The following is a 25223-nucleotide window of genomic DNA, read 5'->3' on the forward strand; positions in this document are numbered from 1 at the left end:
GCATTTCAAAGAAATGCACTTCGGAAGCCTATGCCATAGTTCGCCTTTGCCCCGGGGCAACAAGCGACCGAAACGAACTTTCTTCCGTAGCCCCTCGCTTCCAACCCGTACAGGAACTTCACCCCAATAACTTTTGTCGGAAAAAGGCGCTTATTGGCACCTCTTTCCTATTCAGATCAGTTTCAAAATACGGATATAATAACTAAGGAGGTTCGGTTCGTGAAGCTTGGAGTATTTATGGTATTGTTCAACGAACGGGGATTTGAAGAGTCGCTCGATTATATTGCGGAAAAAGGGCTCAAAGCGGTAGAAATCCCTACAGGCGGAAATCCGGGCAACGTGCATTGCAACCCGGAAGAGCTGCTGGCCGATAAGTCGAAGTTGGATGCGTTCAAAAAAGCGGTAGACTCGCGCGGATTGATCATCAGTGCGCTGAGCTGCCACGGCAACCCGCTTCATCCGCAAAAAGCACTCGCCAAAGCCGATCACGACGTGTTTTTACAAAGCGTCGAACTGGCACAACGTCTTGACGTGCCGGTTGTCAATACATTCTCCGGTTGTCCGGGTGACCACGAGGACGCCAAGTATCCGAACTGGCCAGTCGCACCGTGGCCGAACGATTATCAGGATATCCTGAAATGGCAATGGGAAAACAAAGTCATTCCTTATTGGAAAGAAGCAGGAAAGTTCGCGCAGGATCACGGAGTCAAAGTCGGCATCGAGCTGCACGGCGGTTTCTCGGCACATTCGCCGGCAACCATGCTGCGTTTGCGGGAAGCGACTTGTGAAGCCGTTGGCGTCAATCTTGACCCGAGCCATATGTGGTGGCAAGGCATCGATCCGGTTCAAGCGATCCGCATTCTCGGACGCGCGGGAGCGATCCACCATTTCCATGCCAAAGACATCACGATCGACCAGAACAACGTCAATATGCACGGTCTGACCGATATGCAATCCTACACGTTGATGCAGGATCGGGCCTGGAATTTCCGCAGCGTCGGCTATGGCCATGACCTCAAAGTATGGTCGGACATGATTAGCGAACTGCGTTTGCAAAACTATGATTACGTTGTTAGTATTGAGCACGAAGACGGGCTGATGTCGGTCGACGAAGGATTCAGCAAAGCCGTACGCAATCTCCAACAGGTTATCATTGAAGAGCCTGCTGGAGAGATGTGGTGGGTTTAATATAAGACATCCAAACTACAGTCACAATTAAGGGGATACCTAAGATGATCAATGTAACCATCTGGAACGAATTCGTACACGAACGCAGAGATGAAGAAGTGAAAGCCGTATATCCAGACGGGATTCATAAACAACTGGAGCGCGCCCTGACACCGGAAGGGTTCGCGATCCGCACATGCACGCTGGAAGAAGACGACCACGGTTTGACGAGAGAAGTGCTGGACTCGACGGACGTCATGATCTGGTGGGGCCACATGGCGCACGAACTGGTCGACGATTCGATCGCGGAAGCCGTGGCGCAACGCGTGCGCGAAGGCATGGGTCTGATCGTATTGCACTCCGGTCACTTTTCCAAACCATTTAAAAAGCTGATGGGAACGGGCTGCGATCTGAAATGGCGCGAAGCGGGCGAACAAGAGATTTTGTGGGCGGTCAACCCGTCCCACCCAATCGCAGAAGGCATCGGTGAAAATATCATTCTGGAGCACGAGGAAATGTACGGAGAGTTCTTCGACATTCCGACTCCGGACGAGATCGTCTTCATCAGCAACTTCTCCGGTGGCGAAGTATTCCGCAGCGGCTGCACGTTCCGCCGCGGTTCCGGCAAGATCTTCTATTTCCGCCCAGGCCATGAGACGTACCCGACTTACTACAACCAAGATATCATTCGCGTGATTTCCAATTCGATTCGTTGGGCTTATCCGACGACTGCGGCCAAACCGGTATACGGACATTCGCAGCCGGTACGTCCATTGCACGCTCCGGAACTCGTTTAAAACATCTCTGCCGACGTTAAACAAACGAATTCCGACTTTAGGGAAACATGAATATCAAAGGCGTGCAGCGGTTGAACGTTGCGCGGCCGTCCTTTCGCTTATGCGGGAGGGCGGCTTTTCTATTTATAATGAAGAAAGCGTTAACAAAGTTGTGGAGAAGAGCCTGGTTAAGCTTGGCGCAATATCGGATTTGGGGTAAAATAGGAGCAATACCGGTAAATCATGAAAAGGCGAGTGAAGAAAGGGGGATGGCTATGAAGGTGGAATTCGGCAGCGCGCCTGTGACAGAAAAGATTATCCAGGCGTGCCTGCGCAGATCCGAGGGCTATGACCTTGAAGGATTTTTGCTCGGTCAAGGCGCCATTCCGGCAAAGATCATGTTTGTTGGGGAAGCGCCGGGCGCGACGGAAATTGTGGAAGGGCGTCCTTTTACAGGGCAGGCGGGGAAAGTGTTGGAACAGTACTTGGAGAAGCTCGGACTGACACGTCAGGATATCTATATTTCCAGTGCTGTACGCAGCCGACCTTTTAAAGACAAAGTCGTGGCAGGGGCTTCCGAAGGAACCATTCCGCGGATCAGCCGTTCCAATCGCACGCCGACCAAAAATGAAGTGTTGGCTCATGCGCCGATTCTGGATTTTGAGATCGAGTATGTTCAGCCGCAAGTCATCGTACCGATGGGGAATATCGGTCTGCATCGTCTGATCGGCAGTCATGAGACTATTTCTTCGCTCCATGGCAAAGCGATCGAAGGTCCGGTGCTTCAGCTTGAAGATCCGGAAGACCCGATTTCCGGTTATGTGTTCGGGGAACGCTCGTATTCGATTTTTCCGCTGTACCATCCGGCCGCTGTCATTTACAATCGTTCGCTTGAAGAGGTCATTGATCGCGATTTGACGGCACTTAGAAATTTTTTAGCGGTAAAAAATAATTCGTGAAGGCATTTTCTTTTTCTTGGAAATGTGTTAATATGAAATAAACTAACAAATCGTAAGTTTCTCTTCAGAGGGAATCTTCTAAGAGGTGATCATCTATGATAGAGCAAAAACATGAAGTGTCGATGCAGCTTTGTCCGAGATTTGAGACGGCTTTTTCGTTTTTGGGCAAGCGTTGGAACGGTCTGATTATTCAGACTTTGATGAGCGGTCCGAAGCGGTTTAAAGACATTTCCAACCAAATTCCGATGATGAGCGACAAAATGTTGTCCGAGCGGATGAAGGATTTGGAAGGTGAAGGGATTCTGGTTCGTCATGTGTATCCAGAAACTCCTGTACGGATCGAATACGAATTGACGGAAAAAGGCCGCGCGCTTCAGCCGGTTATGCAGCAAATTCAGATGTGGGCGGAGTCTTGGGTCGACTGATCCATGGAGCCGCAAAGAACCTCTTTGTAGACAAAGGGGTTCTTTTTTTATTTCGTGATCTGCACATTTGAGAAAAGCCTGCTGATTTTGTTACAATAAACAAGATGAACCGAGCAAATCGGTTACACTTCGGGAGGAAGGGAACGGGGGCCAATGCGGACTAAAATGAAGCTGCCCGATCAACGTGTGCTGCTGTTCGTGCTTGCCATCCTGCTTGTTACAGCGGTAGCGGCGACAGCCGTGTTGCTTCGACAGCCTTCAGCCGATCCAACAGCTGAAGCAGAAGCAAATAGCGGCGAAAACTTCAGACTGGTCGTTGATGGAGGCATCTATATGCCAAATGAGAATCGCTCGCTGATCAGTTCTTACCGAACCGAAGATACGATCCGTGATGCTCTGGAACGCAGCGGCATTGTCCGATTCGATAATGAAGGGCGAATTGCTTCAGTCGATGATACGGAGCTTCATTCCGAATTGGTATGGTCGGTTAAGCAGAACGGAAAAGAGATTCCCGGGGATGATTTCAGCGCACGTGTTCAAGCCGGGGACGAAATTCTGCTCTATATCGAAGCGCCGGGCAATGACGGAGCGCCGGTTAACACCTTATTGATCAGCGGGGGAGAGTTGAATCCGTCATTGGGCGGTTCTTATGCGCATCCGTATACAGAGGGAACGATGGTTCGCGATGTGCTGAAAGCCAGCGGATTGGTGACCATGTCCGAGAACGATCGCAGCATCAGGCTGGTGAAAGCCAATCCGGATACGCAAGAAGGTTATATGACCAAGCCACGGGAGACCTGGGTGCTTAAGATGAACGGGAAAGAGCTCAATCCTGATCGGGGTTTTGATATGCCTTTGCAGCCGGGAGATTATGTGGAGTTGACGCTAGAGCGATTCTAATCGGAGTAAAAGCGCGCAAAAAAGCCGGATCGCTTAGATCCGGCATATTTCGTTTGGACAAAGTTCGCAGTGGCAGACTTCTTGAAGCAGGGCAAGGTCGGTAATCACGATCATGCCATTTTCATACTCGACAGCACCTTTTTTACGCAGATCGCTAAGCATCCGGTTAACACTCTCGCGCGTAGCTCCAATCATATTCGACAGATCGGTGTGTGTGATTTTTTTATTGATCAGCGTTCCTTCGCCGTGCTTTTCGCCATAAGTGTTGCCCAGGCGAATCAGTGTCGAGCAAAGAGCGCCCGGCTTGCCGTACATCATAAGATCGCGGAATTTGGTTTGCGTCAGGCGGTGATGGATACCCATCCATTTCATGAAATCGATCGCAAAGTCACAGTGTTGGCAGATCAGCACTTCCAGATCCTTATGTTCGATAACGCCCACTTCGGTATCCTCGATCACTTCAGCCGTAAAGCTATGCTTGCTGCTGAAAAAAGGGTCCGCTTGCCCGACCATATCGTCGCTTTGGTACATGTAAAGGATGAGTTCCTTGCCTTCATCGGTCGATTTGGTTAGCTTGACACGGCCTCTTTTAATATAATAAAGCTTGTCGGCAAGATCTCCCTCCCAAAACAAATGCGAGCCTTCCGGAATATGGCGGTCCTTCATGACGACTTCCAGACGTTTCATATTTTGATCCGAAAAACATCCGGTATTGCCTCGGTGATTAGTGGCATGGTGGTATTGACTCATCGTTAACATCTCCTTTGCGCAAGCGCACACTTCGATTGATCGGCAAAGCATTGACTGACGCGTTTTGGTTAATCAAATTTTAAATTAATTATAACTGAAAATTTCAAGTTTTTGGGGTTAGTGGAGTGAAAAACGGTGACGAAATATCAAACATTGTGACTTTTTTCACTTTATACTTTTATCATGAATGATACAGGCGCTTTTGTCAATTGTTATTACGTAAATTTTTATATTTTTATTTTGGAGGGAAATGATCGTCCCGAGGTTGAAGATATCGCTGTTTTTTTACTCGGAAAAAGCAACGAATAGAAAAGCGATTTGAAGTTCGGAACACTCTTCCGCGAGTAAAAAGCGCAAACAGAAAAATGATTTTAAATTTTTTTGGCGGAATGAAGTCGAGGACAATTAATGTAAGGAAATGTCGGAGGAGAACGGGAAAAAGCGGCGGAAAAGTGCTAAAAATTATTTTGTGAAAATTTTCACTTCCCAAACCAAAAACGGTGTGCTATGATTTGTGACGTAGAGAAAACAACGCAAACATCTTGAGGAGGATGAGGGAAATGGCAGTGAAAAATGAAGCCGCCCGTACTGTTGAACCAACCGCTGAACAGGACATTCAAAAACTGATTGATAACGCGAAAAAAGCTCAGGAAGCGTTCATGCAAATGGACCAACAACAAATCGACAACGTCGTGCAAGCAATGGCCCTGGCCGGCCTGGACAAGCACATGTATCTCGCCAAGATCGCGATTGAAGAAACGAAACGCGGCGTGTACGAAGACAAGATCACAAAAAATCTTTTCGCAACAGAATACATTTATCACAGCATCAAAAATGATAAAACGGTAGGCGTCATTGAGGACAATGAGTATGACAGCTTCCAGAAGATTGCGGAACCGGTAGGGATCGTGATGGGGATCACGCCCGTAACCAACCCGACTTCCACAACCATGTTCAAAGCGCTGATTTCGATTAAGACACGTAACCCTATTATATTCGGATTCCACCCATCTGCGCAATACTGTAGTTCGGAAGCTGCCCGGATTTTGCATGAAGCAGCGGTTAAAGCAGGCGCACCGGAAGGCTGTATCCAATGGATCGACAAACCTTCGATGGACAAAACGAACATTCTGATGAACCACAACGACGTGGCGCTGATTCTGGCAACAGGCGGCGGCGCAATGGTCCGTGCGGCTTATAGCTGCGGCAAGCCTGCTCTCGGCGTAGGCCCTGGTAACGTTCCGGCCTTTATCGAAAAAACAGCCGATATCGACCAAGCCGTAACCGACCTGATTTTGTCGAAATCATTCGATAACGGCATGATCTGCGCATCGGAACAAGCGGTTATCATCGAAGAACCGATTTTTGACCGGGTTAAAAAGAAAATGATTGCAAACGGCTGTTACTTCCTGAATAAAGATGAAATTGCCAAGTTGACACCAAGCGCCATGAACGTGGAAAAATGCGCGGTCAACCCGGCCATCGTCGGACAATCGGCTGTGAAGATCGCGGAAATGGCCGGCATCACGGTTCCGGCAACAACGAAAATTCTGGTTGCCGAGATCGAAGGCGTAGGCACGAAATATCCGTTGTCGGCCGAAAAGCTGAGTCCGGTTCTGGCTTGCTACAAAGTTAAAACGGCGGACGAAGGTATCGCTCGCGCCGCGGAAATCGTCGAATTCGGCGGCATGGGCCACTCGTCGGCGATCCACTCGAACGACGACGCGGTGATCCAACGTTTCGCGAACCGCCTGCAAACAGGCCGGATCATCGTTAACTCGCCTTCGACGCATGGCGCGATCGGCGACATTTACAATACGAACCTGCCATCGCTGACGCTGGGCTGCGGATCTTACGGCCGTAACTCGACATCGTCGAACGTAACCGCTGTGAACCTGATTAACGTGAAAAGGGTGGCGCGCCGTACCGTGAATATGCAATGGTTCAAAGTTCCGGACAAGATCTATTTCGAAAAGAACGCAACGCAATACCTGGCTAAAATGCCGGACATCACCCGTGTGGCAATCGTAACAGACCCAATGATGGTACAGCTCGGCTATGTGGAACGCGTTCAGCATTATCTGCGTCAACGCCAAACTCCGGTTGCGATCGAAGTGTTCTCGGAAGTCGAACCTGATCCATCGACCACAACGGTTGAACGCGGACGCGCCATGATGGAACGTTTCCAACCGGACTGCATTATCGCTCTTGGCGGCGGTTCGCCGATGGATGCCGCGAAAGGCATGTGGTTGTTCTATGAATATCCGGATACCGACTTCGACAACCTGAAACAAAAATTCATGGATATCCGCAAACGGATCTACAAATACCCTCGTCTGGGCCGCAAAGCGAAATTCGTCGCAATCCCTACGACTTCGGGTACAGGTTCGGAAGTGACATCGTTCGCCGTTATCACAGATAAGGAAAAAGGCAATACCAAATATCCGCTTGCCGATTACGAACTGACTCCAGACGTGGCGATCGTCGATCCGGTATTCGTGTACTCGCTGCCTAAAGTCGCGGTAGCCGACACAGGCATGGACGTTCTGACTCACGCGATCGAAGCTTATGTATCGGTTATGGCCAGCGACTACAGCGACGGCTTGGCAATCAAAGCGATCCAGCTCGTGTTCGCCAACCTGGAAAAATCGGCGCTGACCGGCGACAAGTTGGCCCGTGAAAAAATGCACAACGCTTCGACGCTTGCCGGTATGGCGTTCGCTAATGCTTTCCTCGGCATCAACCACAGTTTGGCGCACAAATGGGGCGGCGAATACCATACCGCTCACGGCCGCACCAATGCCATCCTGATGCCTCACGTTATCCGCTACAATGCGAAACAACCGTCGAAGTTCGCTTCGTTCCCGAAATACTCGCACTTTGTAGCTGACGAGCGTTATGCCGAAATTGCCCGCATTCTGGGATTGCCGGCCAGAACGACCGAAGAAGGCGTGAAAAGCTTGATCAAAGCTATTCGCGAAATGAACGAAAAATTGGGTATCCCGGCTACGTTCCAAGAACTGGGCTTCGATGCGAAGCAGTTTGAATCGCGCGTTGATTACCTGGCTGACCGCGCGTTTGAAGACCAATGCACAACCGCTAACCCTAAACTGCCGCTCGTAACCGAACTGGCTGACGTATACCGCGACGCCTTCTATGGCAGATTCGAAGACTAATACGTTGCCTTTGCTCTGAAAAAGGACCATCTCTGATCCGCTCGGGCTTCCGACGCCCTTCAAGCAACAAAACTCTCGTATCTACGATGCGGCGTGCTCATATAGATGAGTGCGCCGCTTTTTTTGATTTCATATTCGTGATAGACAAAGAAAGTTAGCTATCATGTAAATGTGAAAAACAGTCATGAAATGATGTGTTATTCAGAAAACGGCTTTAAAAGTGATAAAGATCATAAAAAAATGGATTTCTGTGAGAAATGTCACAGTAATCCGCAGGCAGTAAAGGCATAATAAAAGCATAAAAGGTCCCCAATCACATCGAGAGGCGATACAGAAAAGATTAGCCTAGTTCTTTCGATGAATGTGATAAATTTCACTTTGTTGGCACGGTTGCCGACAGTAAGGGATCTGAAGCGAGACGCGGAACGCCTCTTCCTCCCGTGATCTCAGCCAAACATATAAACGGAGGTAATCACATGTCGGTTATCGAAAAAGAAATCACAGGCGCAAATTCGGAAGCATGGAGAAATTTCAAAGCAGGTAAATGGACAAACCACGTGGATACGAAGAACTTCATCGACGAGAACATCGCTCCTTACACAGGTAATGAAGAATTCTTGGCGGGTCCTACGCAAAATACAAATGATCTCTGGAAAATCGTTTCCCAGTTGTCGAAAGAAGAAAGAGAAAGAGGCGGCGTGTGGGACGTAGACGTCAACACTCCGGGATCGATCACTTCGCACGGCGCGGGTTACTTGGATAAAGCAAAAGAACAAATCGTAGGCGTGCAAACAGATGAACCTTTCAAACGTGCTATCCAGCCTTACGGCGGGATTCGGATGGTTATCGATGCTTGTAAAGCTTACGGCTTCGAAGTTCCGCAATCGATCGTTGATACGTTCACCAATATTCGCAAAACGCATAACCAAGGCGTATTCGATGCTTATACACCGGAAATTCGCGCCGCTCGTAAATCGGGTATCGTAACGGGTCTCCCGGATGCTTACGGCCGCGGCCGCATCATCGGTGACTACCGTCGCGTAGCTCTCTACGGCGTAGACTTCCTGATGAAACAAAAACAACAAGAGCATAACGAAACGATCGGCGACGGCATGGACGAAAATACGATCCGTCTGCGCGAAGAAATCTCGGAACAATTCCGCGCGCTCGGAGAATTGAAACAAATGGCTAAACTGCACGGCATGGATATTTCCAAACCGGCAACCAATGCCAAAGAAGCTTTCCAATGGGTGTACTTCGGTTACCTGGCAGCAGTCAAAGAACAAAACGGTGCGGCAATGTCGCTGGGACGCGTATCTTCCTTCCTGGACATCTACGTGCAACGCGATTTGGCTGAAGGCACTCTGACTGAAGAAACCGCTCAAGAACTGGTCGACCATTTCGTTATGAAACTGCGTATCGTCAAATTCCTGCGTACGCCTGACTACAACGAACTGTTCAGCGGTGACCCAACTTGGGTAACCGAATCCATCGGCGGTATGTCCGTAGACGGAACAACCAGAGTAACAAAGAGCAGCTTCCGCTTCCTGCACACATTGTACAACCTGGGACCTGCACCGGAACCAAACTTGACTGTACTGTGGTCGGAACAACTTCCAGAAGGTTTCAAAAAATACTGTGCGAAGGTTTCGATTGAAACAAGCTCGATTCAGTACGAAAACGATGATCTGATGCGTCCGATCTACGGCGATGACTACGGTATTGCATGCTGCGTATCCGCAATGCGTATCGGTAAGCAAATGCAATTCTTCGGCGCTCGTGCCAACCTGGCAAAAACATTGCTGTACGCAATCAACGGCGGTAAAGACGAGAAGTCCGGGGAACAAGTCGGACCTGAATTCCCAGCCATTACTTCCGAGTATCTCGACTATGACGAAGTCATGAAACGCTACACGCCAATGATGGAATGGCTGTCCAAAGTATACCTGAACGCGCTGAACATCATTCACTACATGCACGATAAATACAGCTACGAGCGTATTGAAATGGCGCTGCATGACCGCGACATTCTGCGTACAATGGCTTGCGGTATCGCGGGTCTGTCCGTAGCCGCTGACTCCCTGAGCGCAATCAAATACGCAAAAGTTAAGCCGATCCGTAACGAACAAGGCATCGCGATCGATTTTGAAATCGAAGGCGAATACCCTTGCTACGGTAATAACGACGACCGCGTTGACCAAATCGCCGTGCAACTGGTTGAGAAATTCATGGGTATGATCCGCAAACACAAAACATACCGCGATTCGCTGCCTACCCAATCTGTACTGACGATTACTTCGAACGTCGTATACGGCAAGAAAACAGGTACGACGCCGGATGGACGTAAAGCTGGCGAACCATTCGCACCAGGCGCTAACCCAATGCACGGTCGCGATAAAAAAGGCGCTTTGGCTTCCCTGAGCTCCGTTGCCAAACTGCCTTACGAAGAAAGCCTTGACGGGATTTCGAATACTTTCTCGATCGTACCTAAAGCACTGGGCAAAGAAGAAGAAACACGTAAATCGAACCTGGTTGCGATGCTGGACGGATACTTCGGTAGCAATGCCCACCATTTGAACGTGAACGTGTTCGACCGCGAACAACTGATGGATGCTATGGAACATCCGGAAAACTACCCACAATTGACCATTCGCGTATCGGGCTATGCCGTTAACTTCATCAAGCTGACTCGCGAACAGCAATTGGATGTTATCAACCGTACGTTCCACTCCAATATGTAAGTAAGCCGAAGCGTTAATCCTCACGCTGGCTACCTGTTCATTCAACATCAACTATACGGCGCTCGCGGGATGTGAGCGCCGTTATTATTGAAAGGGTGACGACGAATGAGTCACAAAGGACGCATACACTCACTGGAAACATTCGGGACGGTAGACGGCCCGGGAATTCGCTTCGTATTATTTATGCAAGGATGCTTGATGAAATGCCAGTATTGCCATAATCCCGATACTTGGAATTTTGACGGTGGCAAAGAGGTAACCGTAGAAGAGGCATTGTCCGAAATAGAGCCGTACCTGAATTATTACCGTTCTTCCGGCGGCGGTTTAACCATCTCGGGTGGCGAACCTACGCTGCAAGCTGCATTTGTAGCCGAAGTATTCCGCGAAGTGAAAGAACGTTGGGGACTGCATACTACGCTCGACAGTAACGGCTTCAACAATCCCGATAAAATTCAATATCTGATGGATGTAACCGATCTTGTTCTGCTGGATATTAAGCATATCGACAACGACAAGCATAAAGTACTGACCGGTGTCAGCAACGAACAAACGCTGCGTACGGCACAGTGGTTATCCGAGCACGGCAAAAAAATGTGGATTCGCCACGTATTCGTACCTGGCATTCATGACGATGAAAATAACCTGCGAGATCTTGGGAAGTTTATCGGAACGTTAAACGGCGTTGAGAAATTCGAAATTCTTCCTTATCATCAAATGGGCATTTATAAATGGAAAGAACTTGGTCGGGAATATCCGCTGGAAGGTGTAGATTCTCCAACGGACGAACAGGTCCAACGTGCATACAAGCTGATTGAAGAAGGCCGTAACATGCAAATGGCATAACTGCTTTTGTCGGCTCAATACCTAAAATTCAAGAAATTATCTTTTTAAATATTAACAGGTTGATAACTGTGTAAATGCTTGCATAACGTTTACAAAAAGCGACCTTTCCTCTTATAGGAAGGGCGCTTTTTTTAGTGTTTTACAGAAACTTTTAACAGACTGGTGCGTCTAAATCTATGTGCTCAGCGAGAGAAGGACCAAATTCAGCTATAAAGGGAGTCGTAAAATGAATCTGAAGAAAATCACGATCATCGCTCTGCTGGTTGTTGTGCAGGCAGCAGCCATGCTACCTCCGGCATCGGCCCAGGCAGCAGCGACATCGGGTAATACGCCAGTTGTTGTACAAGGAGAAGTTGTACAACAAGACGGAGCGTCCAAAACCTATACGGAGAAGCTTGCGGCACAGACGCAAGTTACACCGAACGCAACAACTAATGAAGCTACAAACTCTGTTGCCGATCCGGCAGCATCTACAAATGCACAGTCTTCGCAAAGCGAACAATCCCCGACAGATCCGACAGGAGCTGAAGGCAGCGTGCCTACTGATACGCAAACGCCTGTTGACGGAACGGGTACAACGGAAACTCCAACCAACGAAACAACTGTACCGGCTACGGAGAACCCGGCCACCACACCGACTACGCCAAGCACTGGAACACCAACGAAGACTCCAAGTACAACGACTCCGAGTACAACAACACCTACGGTGCCAACATTCGACGCGTCGACGACACTGGGAACGGATCAGCTCGTTCTGATTATCAATGGTGACAAAATGTATCAGGACGGACAGACCTATACCGCTGCTCAGCCAATGGCTGCTAAAAACGGTGTGTCGTACATTGCTGCTCGTTCGTTTGTTAATCGTGTAGGCCTCAAACTTACATACGATGCAAAAACGAAAGAAACCGTCATTACAAAAGGTACAGATGAATTGCGCTTCAAATTGGGAACCGATACCTACACGGTAAACGGAGTGCCTACCAAGATGAAGGGAACGTCGTATCAGGAAAAAAGTACCTTTATGGTGCCGCTGACTTCGATTACGCAAGCACTCGGTATTCCTTACAAGATCGACTATAAAGCCAAAACGATCACGTTGACGATTTCTTCGAAGCCTACCGCATCGTTCACCGTGACTCCGGAAAAAATCATTGCCGGCGAGACGATGGTGACGTATACGACGAAATCGCAATCGCCTAGCGGTTACGATATCGTCGATGAGCGTTGGGAAGGTCGTCAGGATGTCTTTACTGATCCCGGAACCTATACGGTCACGTATTCCGTCCAGGATTCGAAAGGGCAATGGAGTGATCCGTACAGCCAGACAGTAACGGTCGAAGCGCCGAACCAGGCGCCTGTAGCCCAATTCATGACGGACAAAGACACGTACCGCCTGGGCGAACCGGTTAATTATACGGACCAAAGTTACGATCCGGACGGCAATTTGCCGGAAGCCAACAGCCGTGTATGGGAAAACCAGAAGGGGGCTTATTTCGTTTCGGGTCTTCAAACCATTACCTTGACCGTAACGGATGAAGATGGCGCTACGAATACGTTCACGAAGACCATTACGATTACCGACGAAGTTTTGTACACGCAAGATGAGTACAACGCGTTGTTCGTGCCGATCGGAAGCAAATTCCTGTTTGATGGCGGCAGCGTTCCGTCCATGCAAAAAGTGGAACGTTACGATACGCTTGGCGACGTGACCTTGTATCGAAGCAATAGCCCGGAATCGGTATACAGCACAGGAAAAATGTACGAAGATACGCTGTCCGGCAAAGTTCGCTTTATGATCCACCACGCGAACTATACCGGCAAGCGCGTAACCATGTATGTCGTAGCGACGAACAATAACGCGACGCCGACGACGATTCAAACGCTGGACAGCGGCTTCGGCGGACCGAGCCCGTTTGCAACGGCGGCGGGCAAAGTGTCCGTGCAGCGTTATCACCAATCGGCGATCGACGGCACGAAAAAGTCGAGCGTCACGCTTCAGCCGGGCGAAAGCAAAATCATTTTGACCGAGTTGAACGCGATTCCGATGGCGAACAAAACGGTAATTTCGTTGATCGCCGACGTCACTTCGACGCAGCCGATCACATACAGCACGCTGATGATCGATACGGGACTTGATCCGTTCGAGGCGGCCAAAACGTTGACCACCGCCGCGCGCGACGGCGTCCACAACCGGGGTACGTACCCGCTCGCGACCAAAATCATCGACGTGTTCGAGCCTGTAGGCGGTCCAACGCCGACGAAGCTCATTATCGGCGACAACAAGGACGACCTGAACCTGACGGGCGTCGATGCGCCGAATAACACGCCGGAATCGAACGCGGGCAACTTCGGCGTATTGTATAAGATTCATCTGGACAAAGTCGCTCCGAACACGCTGATTACCTTCAACGGACGCGGCGGCAAATACGCAGGCTGGATCGTAGTGAACGGTCAGCTCGTCGAGTTGTCCGGGCAAAGTCTGGGCCTGGTCGGCGCGGCTTTGAACACGTCGAGCGAAGCCGGCGTCGTGTATCGTACCGGTAGCAGCACGGAAAGCGTGGATCTGGAGTTCACTCCGGCACCGGGCAGCAACTTATCGGTCAATCTGATCTTCAGCCAGATGCCGGCACGCAAAGAGTAGTGAATCTCTGACACCGCGACTTCCTATGCTTCATCCGTATCGGAGAGGCGTTATATTGGATGATCGAAAGCCCGGTTCTGCTTTTTGCGGAGCCGGGCTTTTCGCTTTTCTATGGATAGGCAGTTGATTGACTCTGTGCTTCATTTGGGGCATTATTAATGAAGGGCGTTACGAATAAAGACGCTCCAAGTAATAAGCCGGACACGGCAGGAGGCGAGGATTACCGATGCTTTCGATGGAACGTATTATCGAGATCATGGCTGAACAAGGGTTGCGAATCACGGATCAACGCAAAACGTTGGCACGATTATTTGCGGAAGCGCCCGGTTATCTGTCGGCCAAGGATGTTTATGACTATATGGGACAAAAATACAAAGGACTTAGCTTTGACACGGTTTACCGTAATCTTCGCGTGATGCAGGAGCTTGGCGTGCTGGAGCAGATCGTATTTGAAGAAGGCGTGAAGTTTAAGCTGCATTGCAGCGAAGACCATCACCACCACCATATGATCTGCCTGCAATGTGAAAAAACGTATCCGATTACGTTTTGCCCGATGCAGTTGACGGAGTCCCCGGATGATTTCCAGGTCGTGAAGCATAAGTTCGAAGTTTTTGGTTATTGCAAGGATTGCCGGGAAGAAGTAGCGCAGGAGCCGGTTAAAGCAGTTGCCGGGAAGCGTGAAGCGCGATGAAAATCGCCCGCCGGACCGTCCAGGGACCGATCCGTTTTTACCGGAAGTTCATTTCCCCGCTTACGCCGCCAAGCTGTCGGTTCGTGCCGACTTGTTCAGCGTATGCGCTGGAAGCCATTGAGGAGCATGGGGCGGCAAAAGGAAGCTGGTTGGCCGCGAAAAGAATCGCAAAGTGCCATCCGCTGCATGCCGGCGGCTATGATCCGGTACCGCCACGCATTTCCCGAGAGTCAAAATCGGATGATCACGAAGGGCACGGAGGAGTTCACGGAACCCGCGTTTGATTGGGAACGTGGACTTTTTTTGTCGGCAGTATACTTGACACCGCGGGCTTTTCTTCGGTATATTTTGGTGTAACGCAATCGTGATATTGCGTTACACCTTTAATAATGAAGTCCGAAGAACGGATGAGTAGAAGGAAGCACCAGCCTCAGAGAACCGGGAAATACGCTGCGAACCGGTCTGGAAGAGCCTTCGAATATGGTCCGGGAGGAACTTTGTACAAGCTACGACGTGACGAGTTGAATCAGCGGACAAGCCTTATCCGGTTTGGACGATTGAACAAGTTCGGTCGGCGAAGAGTGAGTGCAAGGCGTGTTCCAGCGTTAATGGACGGTCGAATGTGACCGGCAGAGCCTTCGATTCGCGAGAACGAAGGGAATGTGGGTGGTACCGCGCGAGCTTACGGCTCTCGTCCCATTTTATGGGGCGGGAGTCTTTTTGATATTTTCCGCTCCGAATCTTTTTTAAAAGGAGAGAAGAGCATGACAGAGAAAAAAAGTTTTTACATTACGACGCCGATCTATTACCCGAGCGGCAAGCTGCATATCGGACATACGTATACGACGGTAGCCGCCGATGCAATGTCCCGCTACAAAAGACTGCGCGGTTATGACGTGCGTTTCTTGACGGGAACGGATGAGCATGGGCAGAAGATCGAGCAAAAAGCAGCAGAAGCCGGCCAGACGCCGATTCAGTTCATTGACGGGATCGTCGAAGGGATTCGCAGTCTGTGGGATAAGCTCGATATCTCCTATGACGACTTCATTCGGACAACGGAAGAACGTCATATTACAGTCGTTCAGGATATTTTCGAACGGTTGCTGAAGCAAGGCGATATTTACAAAGGCGAATACGAAGGTTGGTACAGTATCCCGGACGAAACGTACTACACCGAGTCGCAATTGGCTGACGTTGTGCGCGACGAGAACAATAAAGTCATCAGCGGCAAAAGCCCGGAAAGCGGCCATCCGGTCGAACTCGTCAAAGAAGAGTGTTATTTCTTCAGAATGAGCAAGTATGCGGACCGCCTGCTGAAATATTACGAAGACAACCCAGGCTTCATTCAACCGGAGTCCCGCAAAAACGAAATGGTCAACAACTTCATCAAACCGGGTCTGGAAGATCTGGCCGTATCGCGTACCACGTTCAAATGGGGCGTTCCGGTCAAAAGTGATCCGAAGCATGTCGTATACGTGTGGATCGATGCGTTGTCGAACTACATCACGGCACTGGGCTACGGTTCGAAAGATCCGGCGCTGTTCGAAAAATATTGGCCTGCCGACGTGCATTTGGTGGGTAAAGATATTTTGCGTTTCCATACGATCTACTGGCCGATCATGCTGATGGCACTGGATCTGCCGCTGCCGAAAAAAGTGTTCGGTCACGGATGGTTCCTGACTCGTGAAGGCAAAATGTCCAAATCCAAAGGCAACGTAATCGATCCGGTCAAATTGATCGATCGTTACGGCCTGGATGCGCTGCGTTATTATGTACTGCGCGAAGTACCTTTCGGTTCGGATGGACAATTCACGCCGGAAAGTTTTGTAGAGCGCATCAACTCCGACTTGGCAAACGATCTGGGCAATCTGCTGAACCGTACGGTCGCGATGGTGGATAAATACGTAGGCGGCGAAGTCCCTGCTTACAACGGACAAGTTACGCCGTTTGACGCTGCTTTGGAAGAAGCGGCGATCGCGGCGGTGAATAAAGTCGAGCAGGCGCTGGACGGCATGGAATTCTCTGTTGCCCTGACGGCTATCAGCCAATTCGTAAGCCGCACAAACAAATATATTGACGAGACGCAGCCGTGGGCTATTGCCAAAGACGAAAGCCGCAAAGCCGAGTTGGAATCGGTGATGCTGCATCTGATCGAAAGCTTGCGTATCGCGTCCTTGCTGCTGCAACCGTTCCTGACTCGTGCCCCGAAGCTGATCTGGACCCAACTCGGTATAGCAGGCGAAGAAGCGGCGGCATGGAGAGAATGGGACACGACGAAGACATTCGGCGTCATTGCTCCCGGAACCAAGCTGCAAAAAGGCGATCCGATCTTCCCGCGTCTCGATGTGGAAGTCGAAGTGGCAAACATTGTCGAGTCGATGAGCGGCGGCACTGTGGCGAAAGCGGAAGAAGCTACGAAGGCCGAAACAGCGGCGCCGATCGAAACACCGGAACCGAAAGAAGAGATCGGTATCGACGACTTTGGCAAAGTGGAACTGCGCGTCGCTCAAGTGATTGCCTGCGAACCGGTCAAAAAAGCCGATAAGCTGCTGAAGCTGCAACTTGACCTTGGCTTTGAACAACGTCAAGTCGTGTCGGGCATCGCGAAGTTCTATGCGCCTGAAGAGCTGATTGGCCGCAAAGTAATCTGCGTAACCAACCTCAAGCCGGTGAAGCTGCGCGGAGAAGAATCCCGTGGCATGATCCTGGCGGCATCGCACGGCGATCAACTGACATTGGCGACGGTACCGGATTCGATGCCGAACGGTGCCATTGTGAAATAAAACGTTCCCGCGTTTTGTTCCGACAAGCAGGAAAGCGATGAAAGAACCGGATTTCTTCCGCCGTGGAGAAGTCCGGTTTTTTCTTATGTGCAAACGAAGACGCGCTCTAATCGTAAATATATCGAAAAAGGTTGACAACGCCGAATCAGACTCCTATAATCGGTAAGGTTACGATTAGGGCAGACTTGCCTGGAATCCGATTTTTCTATAGGAAATGGAGTGTTTCTGAATATGCAGCGCAACAACAAATATGTAAGACGCTTGGCTATCGGCTTGGCATTGGTGGCATTGCTTGTATTATCCGCTTGTGGGCGAAGCTCGACCGGAACCATTGTTGAAGGCAAGGTCAATGTGGTCACTACGTTTTACCCTATCTACGAATTCGCTTCTGCCATCGGAGGCGAAGATGCAAATGTGATCAATCTTTTGCCGACGGGCGTAGAACCGCATGACTGGACGCCGCGCGGTCAGGATATCGTGAATACGTCGAAAGCTCAACTTTTTTTCTATAACGGTGCCGGGCTTGAAGGATGGGTACCGGACTTTCTGAAAGGATTGGATTCGGATTCCGAAGTCAAAGCGGTGGAGGTTAGTCAGGGCGTCGATCTGATTCTGACAACCGAAGACGACGGACACAATCACGGGGCTACCGAAGAAGATCACGACCATGAAGGCGAAGAACATTCGGAGGACGAACATGCCGAAGAATCTGCCGATGCCAAACATACCGATCCCCATACTTGGGTCAGTCCGAAATCGGCGCTGATCATGGCAGGGAATATCCGCGACAGTCTCGTCGAAGCTGATCCGGAGCACAAAGCGGGCTACGACGAGCGTTATGAAGCTTTGGCCGACAAATTGACACAACTGGATGCCGAATTCACGGAGAAGCTGTCCCCGCTGACGAATAAAGAAATCGTGGTCTCCCACCAGGCATTTGGATATTTGGCGCGTGATTACGGGTTGTCGCAGCATGCCATCATGGGTCTGTCCCCGGACGCTGAGCCGCGTGCTCAGGATATGCTGAATCTGGCGAAGCTGGTGAAGGAAGAAGGCATTCGCTATATTTTCTTCGAAGAGCTGGTATCGGATAAATTGGCTAAAACGCTGGCGGACGAAGCCGGGGTTGAGACATTGGTGTTAAATCCGGTTGAAGGCCTGACAGAGCAACAAGCCAAAGACGGCGATGATTACTTCAGTTTGATGCAAAAGAATTTGCAAAATCTTCTTCTCGCCTTACAATAGAAAGAGACAAGTGCGCGGTTTCGGCAATCTGCCGAGCCGCGTGTTTGAGTGGACGCAGATAAAAAGGAGGGAATGCCATGTCCGCTTTTCCGACTGTGGATTGTCACCAGCCGATGATCGAGCTACGCGACGTGTCCTTTTCCTATAAAGACCAGCATGTCATGAAAGACCTGAGCTTCAGCGTCAAAGAACGTGATTTCGTCGGTATCGTCGGTTCCAACGGAGCCGGCAAAACGACGCTGCTCAAAATGCTGGTGGGATTGATGCCGCCGACGAGCGGGGAGATCCGTTTGTTCGGCGAATCGATCCGCAGTTTCCGCGACTGGGAACGAATCGGTTACGTGCCGCAAAAAAATGCACTGAACATGCTTTTTCCGGCGACGGTACGTGAAGTGGTGACTTCGGGGCTTTACACGAACAAAAGCTTGTTCCGTCGAATGGGCAAAGACGCCAAAGCGAAGCTTGAAGACGCGCTTCAGGTTATGCGGATCGAGGACATCGCGGACAAACGTATCGGACGTCTGTCCGGCGGTCAGCAGCAGCGGGTATTTCTGGCGCGCGCGATGATCAATCAACCGGATCTGCTTGTGCTGGACGAGCCGACGGTGGGAATCGACGCAGAGACGCAGGACGGCTTTTTCGAGCTGATTCGGCATATGCACCAGCATCACAATATCACCTTCCTGATGGTGTCGCACGATATTGATCGCCTGGAAGACTATCTGGGCAAAGAACCAAGGCAGCAAAACGGAAAAATCAAGTTTTTCGTGCGTCATTCGCACGACGATCTGGATTGCGGCGAAACGAACCTGCAACATTCGATACCGCTTGTCGGATCGGCGGAGCAAGGGTAAGGAGACGGTAATTTGGAAATTTTGTTCAGTGACTTTTTTCAGCGTGCTTTACTTGGCGGACTGCTGATTGGATTGACAGCACCGCTGATCGGCATGTTTCTTGTGCTGCGTCGCCTATCGATGATCGGGGATACGCTGGCGCATGTGACGATCGCAGGGGTCGCGCTTGGTTTTTTGATTAATGTATATCCGCTCGTGGTCGGTCTGGTGTTTGCCGTAATATCATCCTTTGCGATCGAGAAGCTGCGCCGTGCATACAAAGGGTATGCCGAGCTTTCGATTGCGGTGATCATGTCGGGCGGCGTGGCGATGGCTTCGTTCCTGTTCACGCTTGGGCAAGGCTACAATACGGACGTCACGAGCTATCTGTTCGGCAGTATTTATACGCTGGGCCGGACCGATCTATATCTGGTAGGCGGCGTTACGGTGGTCGTGGTGGCTGTCGTGGTTTTCTTTTACAAGGAGTTGTTCCTACTCACGTTCGAAGAGGATGCGGCAGCGGTAAGCGGACTTCCTGTAAAGTTGCTGAATATGTTGATTACGGTGCTTGCGGCGCTTGTAATCAGTACAGCCATCAAGATCGTCGGTGCGCTGCTGGTATCGGCACTATTGACGATTCCGGTTGCTTGCAGTTTGTTCTTGGCTAAAAGCTTCCGCATGTCGATCATATTGTCGGTGGCTGTAGCGGAGATCGCCGTGATTGTAGGTCTGATCGTTGCGGGTATTTGGAATTTTGCGCCGGGAGCTACGATTGTCCTTTTGCTGATTTTGATGCTGCTGCTAACGCTGGTTGCGCGAAGAGGGTATACCGTCTAACGGTATCCTCTTTTTTTGTGACATGAACTTGCCAATAGGCTTCGAATAAAGGTATCATAGTAAGAGCCGTTTTTTGCTGGCGTTATGAACATGCAAGGCTGACGCATCATGAACGCAGGTCTCGCAAGTTGCATTTTTGAAGCGGCGAGGCATGTGTTCATCGGCGTCATTATCGAGAGAGTCGCGTAAAAGCGGCCTCAAGTCAAGGAAAAGAGGGAAGCGGATGCCAACGCCCAGTATGGAAGATTATTTGGAGCGTATCTACCTGCTGATTGAGGAAAAGGGCTACGCCCGGGTATCGGATATCGCCGAAGGGTTGGAAGTTCATCCTTCTTCAGTCACCAAGATGATTCAGAAGCTTGATAAGGACGAGTACCTGGTGTACGAGAAATATCGCGGGTTGATCCTTACAAGCAAAGGCAAAAAGATCGGCAAAAGACTGGTGGACCGCCATCAGCTGTTGGAAGAATTTTTGCGTCTGATCGGGGTAGAAGAGAGCCATATCTACACGGATGTGGAAGGCATTGAGCATCATCTGAGCTGGAATTCAATCACGCAAATCGAGTCGCTGGTCGAATATTTCAATGGCGATCCGAAGCGTCTGGAAGAGCTTAGAGCACTCCAGAATGATACAACGACCGAAAATTAGAAAAGGCGTCTGTGACCACTGGGCACAGATGCCTTTTTGCTTGCGATTTTTTTGCGAAAAGTTTTCTCGTCCGTTTACCGCTACAATCAGCAAGTGGTTTGCGTATAACGGTTAAGGCCTGTTTGAAAAGGCGCGAAACGAAATCAATTCGAAACGAGGGACTTGGAAACATGAAATGGCGTCAAGGAATTATGGTATTTCTGGCCGTGCTGCTGCTGTTACCGGCATGGAGCGGACTTGGGACAACGAAAGCGAGCGCGGCATCGGTTATTCAAATCATACTGGACGGACAACGGATTCAGGGCGACGCGGACCCTTATATCGTATCCAATACGACACTTGTGCCGATGCGTCTGGTCAGTACGAGTCTCGGCGCTCAGATCGAGTGGTCACAAAGCGATAAGGTCGTCAAAATCAATCAAGGAGGCACGCTGCTCTCGATCCCGCTCGGCTCGAAAACAGCCTACGTGAACGGCAACTCTGTGGAACTGGAAGCTTCGGTCACGAGTCTGAACGGACGGATTATGGTTCCGTTGCGCTTTGTCGGCCAGGGGTTGGGCCTTAACGTAAATTGGAGTCAGGCTACCCAGACGATTACGCTGACCACACCGGATGGTCCGATCGGCGTTCCGACACCGGGCGTACCGGATAATCAAGGCAATCTGACCGCGCTTCGCGGTGCATGGGTCGCGACGGTATCCAGTCTGGATTGGCCGTCGTCCAAAGATGCGACCAAGCAGAAAGCCCAGTTCGCGTCCATGCTGGACCAGCTCCAGGAAACCGGCATTAATGCCGTATTCGTGCAGGTGCGTCCAAGCGCAGATGCGCTTTACCCGTCCACATTGGTTCCGTGGTCGAATGTATTGACCGGAACGCAGGGCAAAGATCCGGGTTACGACCCGCTTGCTTTTATGATCGAGGAATCGCATAAGCGGGGGATGGAGTTCCACGCTTGGTTCAACCCGTTCCGTGCCAGCACGGGTTCTTCGACAACAGGCCTCGCTTCCAATCATGTAGCGAAAGCCCATCCGGACTGGATCGTGAATTTCGATAGTAAATTGTTTATCAATCCAGGCATCCCGGATGCCCGTCAATCCGTGATTGATGAGGTCATGGAAGTTGTGAATAAATACGATATCGACGGCGTGCATCTGGACGATTATTTCTATCCGTACGGAGAATCGTCTTCGAAGAAATTCAATGACGATGCGACCTACAAACAGTACAATAGCGCGTCGGTTGCCAACAAAGCCGATTGGCGCCGCGCCAACATCAACGATTTCGTGAAAAAGTTGGGACAATCCGTACATGCCGCAAAGCCTGCCGTCAGTTACGGCGTCAGTCCGTTCGGCGTATGGCGCAATGCTTCGACCGATTCGCTCGGTTCCAACACCCGCGCAGGCGTAACCGCTTATGATACGACCTACGCCGACGCCCGTACCTGGATCAAAAACGAATGGGTCGACTATATCGCGCCGCAAGTGTATTGGAGCAATGCCAATACAGCTGCAAACTACAAAACCGTAGTCGATTGGTGGGCCGACGTCGTGGCCGGAACCAACGTCAAACTCTACATCGGCGAAGCCGCCTACAAAGTAGGAACAACGGAAGCCGGCTGGAGCGGCGCAAGCGAACTGACCGACCACTTGGCCTATACCCTCGGCCATCAAAACGTCGACGGCAACATCTTCTTCCGCGCCCAGCATATCCTGTCCGGTAAAGTACAAACGACTTTGGAACAATATTGGGCGAATTAGTAGCTTAACCGCATCAGATCTAAGGCTTACGTTCATCGGAAACACACACGGTTCAAGTGGGTTTCCGAGGGGCGTAACCTAACCTCTTAAGCGGTCAAGCTACGAATACCTTGACCGCATCAAATCTAAGGTCGTTCAAGCTATTGGATTCCAAGAATTCTTGCGTTTCAGAATTTCGTTTTTTCTATCACGGTTTCTTCATTCACAAGAAAAAAGCCAGGCCGCGAAATTACCGCGGCCTGGCTTTTTACAATCCTTACCCACAAAATGAGCGGAATGCCTGATGTTCCTCGATCAACCGAAGTGCCTACCAACGGGGAGACGTTTCGAGGTGAGAGAGCATTTGTATTTCGGAAAACTCCTTGTTATAATCCAATCCATTTTTCCGAAAAAAACGGCGGCCGAACCCGAAACGTCTCCCCGCCCGCGCCGCAGTTCCTCCACCCAGAAACCCTACAAGCTATGCCCTCCGGCATTCCGCTCCACACCCGCAGCTTAATGAAACTTCGGCACGTCCTCGTCTTCCTTATTTTTACGTCCTTCAATCACCTGGAACGGATAGTTCTTCTTTTTCTTCGAATTTTTCGAAGGTGCAGGCGTTTTGCCGCCGCGAGGCGCGGACGGCTTGGACGAACCGGAAGACGACATACGTGCCATTTTTTCCTGCGTACGAGCCGAAGGCTTGATTTTAGGTCGCTTACCGTCTGCCGTACGATAACCGTTGGGACGACGGGTTTTCGGTAAAACAAAGTACAAGATCGCCACCACAGCAATGATTGCAATCGGAATCAGCCAGGTGATCGACGGATTCATGAGAAGTTGGAGGATACCCAGCGCGGCGAGCGCCAGAATAATCCAGCCTGCGATTCCCGGTCTTTTCATCGGACATCAACCCTCCAGAGGATCGAGTATGGCGTTCGGCGCCGAGGCGGGAACGCCTTGTTTTTGATAAACGGCATCTACTTCGCGCATCCGGTTGAAGGAAGCGATCGAAACTTCGACTTGTTCGTCCGTCGGTTCTTTCGTCGTCAACAGTTGCAACCACAGCCCTGGGTAACCCAGATAACGAAGAACCGGAACATCACGCAAGGCATTGGTGAACTTCAGGAATTCGAAAGATACGCCCATAACGACGGGCAGGAGCAGCAGGCGTTGCACGACACGTTCAAGCAGCGAATCCCAACTGAACAGCGAGTAAATCAGAATGCCGATGATGACGGTCAGCATGATGAAGCTGCTTCCGCAACGGTAATGCAGCCGCGTATATTTTTGCACGTTTTTCGGCGTCAATTCTTCTCCGGCTTCGAACGCGCTGATGACTTTATGCTCGGCCCCGTGGTATTGGAACAAACGCTTCACGAGCGGCGTCAACGAGATCAGGTACAGATACAGAAGCAACAGCACGAGCTTGATGCCGCCTTCTGCCAGATTGTGGTAGATCTGATGGGCGAACGAACCTTTGAACAAAAAGTCTTCGACGAACACCGGCACCAGCGTAAAAACGATTTTGCCGACGATAAAGGAAATGATCGCCGCGGCGGTTACGCCGACGATAGCGCCGAGACTCAATTTTGCTTCGCCTTTTTTGTTTTTCGCTTTCAATTCTTCGCGTTCTTCAGGCGTCATCTCGTCGTCGGCGTAAGCGTCGAACGAATAATTAAGATGCTTGGAGCCTTTGACGCTGGAGTCGACCAGGCTTACCAGACCGCGGAGCAACGGAACTTTGCGCAGCGAGCGCACCCAGCTTTTTTCTTCACGGGGCACTTCGAGGAAAGTGATCTCCCCGCTCTTGCGGCGCACCGCGGTGACGTTGACGTGCTTGCCGCCGAACATGACTCCTTCGATCACGGCTTGTCCGCCGTAGGCGACGGGAGCAGATTTTTCAGACAAAACCTTCACCTTCCTAAACGTTTTAAAAGACATTTCTTTTCATTGTATCGGATTTTACGGGCAAATACCAGCGAACAGGCGGCTTCTGGGCCTATACGGATTGCGCGTAAAAAGGCTTCTCACAGGGGGCGGGCGTATGATAGAATGTACTGTGGTA

Annotated in this window: 20 protein-coding genes; 17 read left to right on the plus strand and 3 right to left on the minus strand. The window is 50.5% G+C overall.

Annotated elements, in window-relative coordinates:
• The first annotated feature begins 219 nt into the window (after positions 1-219).
• The 5 genes from WKI47_RS11550 (at position 220) to WKI47_RS11570 (ending at position 4227) form a co-directional block, all read left to right on the plus strand.
• Positions 220-1188, plus strand: a complete 969-nt coding sequence (locus tag WKI47_RS11550; protein WP_340227275.1) for a sugar phosphate isomerase/epimerase — start codon at positions 220-222, stop codon at positions 1186-1188.
• Positions 1189-1232: 44 nt separating this feature from the next.
• Positions 1233-1964 (plus strand): ThuA domain-containing protein, encoded by a 732-nt coding sequence (locus WKI47_RS11555; protein WP_340227276.1) that lies wholly within the window; start codon positions 1233-1235, stop codon positions 1962-1964.
• Between the two features lie 254 nt (positions 1965-2218).
• Positions 2219-2902 (plus strand): uracil-DNA glycosylase, encoded by a 684-nt coding sequence (locus WKI47_RS11560; RefSeq protein ID WP_340227277.1) that lies wholly within the window; start codon positions 2219-2221, stop codon positions 2900-2902.
• 95 nt (positions 2903-2997) lie between these two features.
• Positions 2998-3327 carry a winged helix-turn-helix transcriptional regulator gene (locus WKI47_RS11565; RefSeq protein ID WP_037289418.1) on the plus strand — a complete coding sequence of 110 codons (330 nt, stop codon included), beginning with the start codon at positions 2998-3000 and terminating at the stop codon, positions 3325-3327.
• A 153-nt stretch (positions 3328-3480) separates the two neighbouring features.
• Positions 3481-4227, plus strand: coding sequence for a hypothetical protein (locus tag WKI47_RS11570; RefSeq protein WP_340227278.1), 747 nt, complete (start codon positions 3481-3483; stop codon positions 4225-4227).
• Between the two features lie 33 nt (positions 4228-4260).
• On the opposite strand, the gene WKI47_RS11575 is transcribed toward WKI47_RS11570, so the two are convergent.
• Entirely contained in the window at positions 4261-4977 is a 717-nt protein-coding gene (locus WKI47_RS11575) for a Crp/Fnr family transcriptional regulator (RefSeq protein ID WP_340227279.1), read from the minus strand.
• A 560-nt stretch (positions 4978-5537) separates the two neighbouring features.
• Here WKI47_RS11575 and adhE point away from each other — a divergent pair.
• The 12 genes from adhE (at position 5538) to WKI47_RS11635 (ending at position 23176) form a co-directional block, all read left to right on the plus strand.
• Positions 5538-8153, plus strand: a complete 2616-nt coding sequence (gene adhE, locus WKI47_RS11580; RefSeq protein WP_340227280.1) for a bifunctional acetaldehyde-CoA/alcohol dehydrogenase — start codon at positions 5538-5540, stop codon at positions 8151-8153.
• 476 nt (positions 8154-8629) lie between these two features.
• Positions 8630-10894 (plus strand): formate C-acetyltransferase, encoded by a 2265-nt coding sequence (gene pflB, locus WKI47_RS11585; protein WP_340227281.1) that lies wholly within the window; start codon positions 8630-8632, stop codon positions 10892-10894.
• A 105-nt stretch (positions 10895-10999) separates the two neighbouring features.
• A complete protein-coding gene (gene pflA / locus WKI47_RS11590; protein ID WP_340227282.1) occupies positions 11000-11737 on the plus strand; it encodes a pyruvate formate-lyase-activating protein in 738 nt (245 codons plus the stop codon).
• Between the two features lie 226 nt (positions 11738-11963).
• Positions 11964-14381 (plus strand): copper amine oxidase N-terminal domain-containing protein, encoded by a 2418-nt coding sequence (locus WKI47_RS11595; protein ID WP_340227283.1) that lies wholly within the window; start codon positions 11964-11966, stop codon positions 14379-14381.
• Between the two features lie 226 nt (positions 14382-14607).
• Entirely contained in the window at positions 14608-15072 is a 465-nt protein-coding gene (locus WKI47_RS11600; protein ID WP_340227284.1) for a Fur family transcriptional regulator, read from the plus strand.
• Positions 15069-15356, plus strand: coding sequence for a membrane protein insertion efficiency factor YidD (gene yidD, locus WKI47_RS11605; RefSeq protein WP_340227285.1), 288 nt, complete (start codon positions 15069-15071; stop codon positions 15354-15356). The genes WKI47_RS11600 and yidD overlap by 4 nt, the downstream gene beginning before the upstream one ends.
• Before the next feature lie 441 nt (positions 15357-15797).
• On the plus strand, positions 15798-17855 hold the full coding sequence (gene metG, locus WKI47_RS11610; protein ID WP_340227517.1) for a methionine--tRNA ligase: 2058 nt from the start codon (positions 15798-15800) through the stop codon (positions 17853-17855).
• 231 nt (positions 17856-18086) lie between these two features.
• Positions 18087-19100 carry a metal ABC transporter solute-binding protein, Zn/Mn family gene (locus WKI47_RS11615; protein WP_340227286.1) on the plus strand — a complete coding sequence of 338 codons (1014 nt, stop codon included), beginning with the start codon at positions 18087-18089 and terminating at the stop codon, positions 19098-19100.
• A gap of 77 nt (positions 19101-19177) precedes the next feature.
• Positions 19178-19954, plus strand: a complete 777-nt coding sequence (locus WKI47_RS11620; RefSeq protein WP_340227287.1) for a metal ABC transporter ATP-binding protein — start codon at positions 19178-19180, stop codon at positions 19952-19954.
• Positions 19955-19966: 12 nt separating this feature from the next.
• A complete protein-coding gene (locus WKI47_RS11625; RefSeq protein ID WP_037289398.1) occupies positions 19967-20770 on the plus strand; it encodes a metal ABC transporter permease in 804 nt (267 codons plus the stop codon).
• Between the two features lie 223 nt (positions 20771-20993).
• A complete protein-coding gene (mntR, locus tag WKI47_RS11630) occupies positions 20994-21419 on the plus strand; it encodes a transcriptional regulator MntR (RefSeq protein ID WP_340227288.1) in 426 nt (141 codons plus the stop codon).
• 170 nt (positions 21420-21589) lie between these two features.
• On the plus strand, positions 21590-23176 hold the full coding sequence (locus tag WKI47_RS11635; RefSeq protein ID WP_340227289.1) for a family 10 glycosylhydrolase: 1587 nt from the start codon (positions 21590-21592) through the stop codon (positions 23174-23176).
• 495 nt (positions 23177-23671) lie between these two features.
• Here WKI47_RS11635 and WKI47_RS11640 read toward each other — a convergent pair whose 3' ends face one another.
• Together WKI47_RS11640 and WKI47_RS11645 are read right to left on the minus strand one after the other, a co-directional pair.
• Complete coding sequence (locus WKI47_RS11640) at positions 23672-24058, minus strand: hypothetical protein (RefSeq protein ID WP_340227290.1); 387 nt, start codon at positions 24056-24058, stop codon at positions 23672-23674.
• A gap of 6 nt (positions 24059-24064) precedes the next feature.
• A complete protein-coding gene (locus tag WKI47_RS11645) occupies positions 24065-25066 on the minus strand; it encodes a DUF1385 domain-containing protein (RefSeq protein WP_340227291.1) in 1002 nt (333 codons plus the stop codon).
• Positions 25067-25223 lie beyond the last annotated feature (157 nt).

This window comes from Saccharibacillus sacchari (assembly GCF_037722395.1).
Lineage (GTDB): Bacteria > Bacillota > Bacilli > Paenibacillales > Paenibacillaceae > Saccharibacillus > Saccharibacillus sacchari_A.